Genomic DNA, 2789 nt, shown 5'->3' on the forward strand with positions numbered 1-2789 from the left:
GTGTTCTCTCGACAGCTGTTCTGGCTGGTCTGGCTCTTAGTACAGCTCAAGAGGTTTATGCTCAATCACAGAATTGTAATGGGGGGGTTGCTGGTTCTGGGGGTAGTGGGAGTAGTGGGAGTAGTGATAGTAATAATGGGCGAATCGAGTGTGATAAGAGTAGTGGGGGTAATAGGAAGCCGCTGGAGGGGGTGAGAACTGTGGATATGGGTACGGAGTCTGGTGGGCCTGCTGTGAAGGTGTATGGGGGGGCAGATATTACGATAAGTAGTGAAATGCTGAAGATTACAGGTGGTGGTGGTAATAATGAGCCGGCGATTCAGGTGGATGGGCAAGGGAAGCTGACGGTGATGAATGTCACTGCTACAGATGTGTATAAGGGGATAGTGGTAAGTGGTGGGGGGTCTTCTGTTACGGTGGTTAAAGGGTCGATAGGGCTTAGGGAAAGTGGGGTTGCTGTGATTGAGGTGAATGGGACGGGGGATGTGACGTTGGTTAAGGGGGTTACGGTTACGGTTACGGGAGGGGGAAGTGGTGGGGTGGGGGTGGAGGCGGTGGGGGTGGTGTTTAAGGGGAGTGGGAAGAGTACTGTGATGTTGATGGGTACGAGTTTTAAGAATGTCAAGACGGGGGTGAGTGTGGAGGGGAGTGGGGTGAATGCTACTGTGATGGGGGTAGGGGCGACGATTAATTTAGCAGATGGGGGGAAGGGGATTACGATGGACAGACAGGGGTGGGCTACTGTGATGAATATGACGTTTACGGGAAGTGGGAGAGGTGGGGTGGGGGTGAATATGACGGATGGGAATGTGACGTTGAAGGATGTGAATATTTCAAAGGTTGGAATGGGGGCGAAGGTGACGGGTGGGAAGTTAAAGGTGACTGGGGGGTCGATTGAGGGAGGTGGGAAAGGGACGGGGGTGAATGTGACGGGTGGGAAGGCTGAGTTGATGGATGTGAGGATTTCAGAGTTTGAAACGGGGGTGAGGGTGACAAGTGGGAAGTTTGAGATGACTGGGGGGATGATTACGGTTAGGGGAAGTGTGGGGAGTTATGGGGTGGAGGTGAAGAATGGGGGGAGTGCGACGTTGAATGGGGGTGCGACGATTATGGTTACGGGAGGTGGTCAGGGGGTGATGGTGGAGGGGGGGACGTTTAAGATGACTGGGGGGTCGATTACGGGATTGGGGAGAGATGGGTATGGGGTGAGTATGACGGGTGGGAATGTGACGTTGAATGGAGGGGTGAAGATTGAGGGGTTCACGACGGGGGTGAAGGTGCAGAAGGGGACGTTTAAGATGACTGAGGGGTCGATTGAGGGGAATGGGGGTGGTCAGGGGGTGATGGTGGAGGGGGGGAGTGTGACGTTGATGGATGTGACGGTTACGGGGAAGGGGAGTGGGGGTGGGAGTATGGGGGTGGTGAAGGTGCAGAAGGGGGAGTTTAAGATGACTGGGGGGGAGATTACGGGAGATGGGAGTTATGGGGTGTATATGATGGATGGGGGGAGTGTGACGTTGGAGAGGGTGGAGATTACGGGAAATGGGGGTGGTGGGGTGATGGGGGTGATGGTGGTGGGGAGTGGGAGGAACTTGATGATGACGGATGTGACGATGACTGGGTTCACGACGGGGGTGAATGCGGGGAGTGGGAGCTTGATGATGACTGGGGGGTCGATTACGGGAAAGGGGAGTGGTGGGTATGGGGTGATGGGGAGTGGGAGGATGGTGTTGAAGGAGGTGACGATTGGGGGGTTTGAAACGGGGGTGAGTGCGGGGGAGAGCTTGACGATGACTGGGGGGACGATTACGGGATTGGGGAGTGGTGGGACGGGGGTGACGGGGAGTGGGACGATGGTGTTGGATGGGGTGACGATTTCACAATTTGCGACGGGGGTGAGTGCGGAGGGGAGTGGGAGCTTGACGATGACGGATGTGACGATTTCAAAGGTTGGAGCGGGGGTGAGTGCGGGGGGGAATTTGACGATGACTGGGGGGTCGATTACGGGAAGTGGGAAAGGTGGGACGGGGGTGGATGTGACGGGTGGGAATGTGACGTTGGAGGGAGGGGTGAAGATTTCGGGGTTCACGACGGGGGTGAATGTGGTGGGGAATTTGACGATGACTGGGGGGTCGATTACGGGAAATGGGAGTGGTGGGTATGGGGTGTATGCGGTGGGGACGGTGACGTTGGAGGGAGAGGTGAAGATTTCAGAGGTTGGAATGGGGGTCTATGCGGGGGAGAGCTTGACGATGATTGGGGGGTCGATTACGGGAAATGGGAGTGGTGGGAGTTATGGGGTGACGGGGGATGGGACGATGGTGTTGGAGAGGGTGACGATTTCAAGGGTTGGAATGGGGGTGAAGGTGATGGGGAGTGGGAGCTTGACGATGACTGGGGGGTCGGTGACAGAGTTTACGGAGAAGGGGGTGTATGTGGGGGAAGAGGTGAAGAGTGTGAGTTTGACGAAGACGGTGATTATGGGACAGAATAAGGGGGTAGGGGTGTATGCGAAGGGGGGTGAGAGCTTGACGATGACGTTGGAGAATGTGACGATTTCAAAGGTTAAAACGGGGGTGGAGGTTAAGAGAGGGAAGAGCCTGACGATTAGGGGGGGGACGATTACGGGATTGGGGAGAGGGACGGGGGTGGATGTGATGGATGGGAATGTGACGTTGGATGGAGGGGTGAAGATTTCACAATTTGCGACGGGGGTGAATGCGGGGAGTGGGAGCTTGACGATGACTGGGGGGTCGATTACGGGAAATGGGAAAGGTGGGTATGGGGTG

Annotated in this window: 1 protein-coding gene; it reads left to right on the plus strand. The window is 56.1% G+C overall.

What is annotated here, in order from left to right:
* Positions 1-2789: right-handed parallel beta-helix repeat-containing protein (locus GGR10_RS06690; protein ID WP_182480440.1), on the plus strand; the 2789-nt coding region annotated here is incomplete at both ends.

The organism is Bartonella chomelii (assembly GCF_014138465.1).
GTDB classification, from domain to species: Bacteria; Pseudomonadota; Alphaproteobacteria; order Rhizobiales; family Rhizobiaceae; genus Bartonella; species Bartonella schoenbuchensis.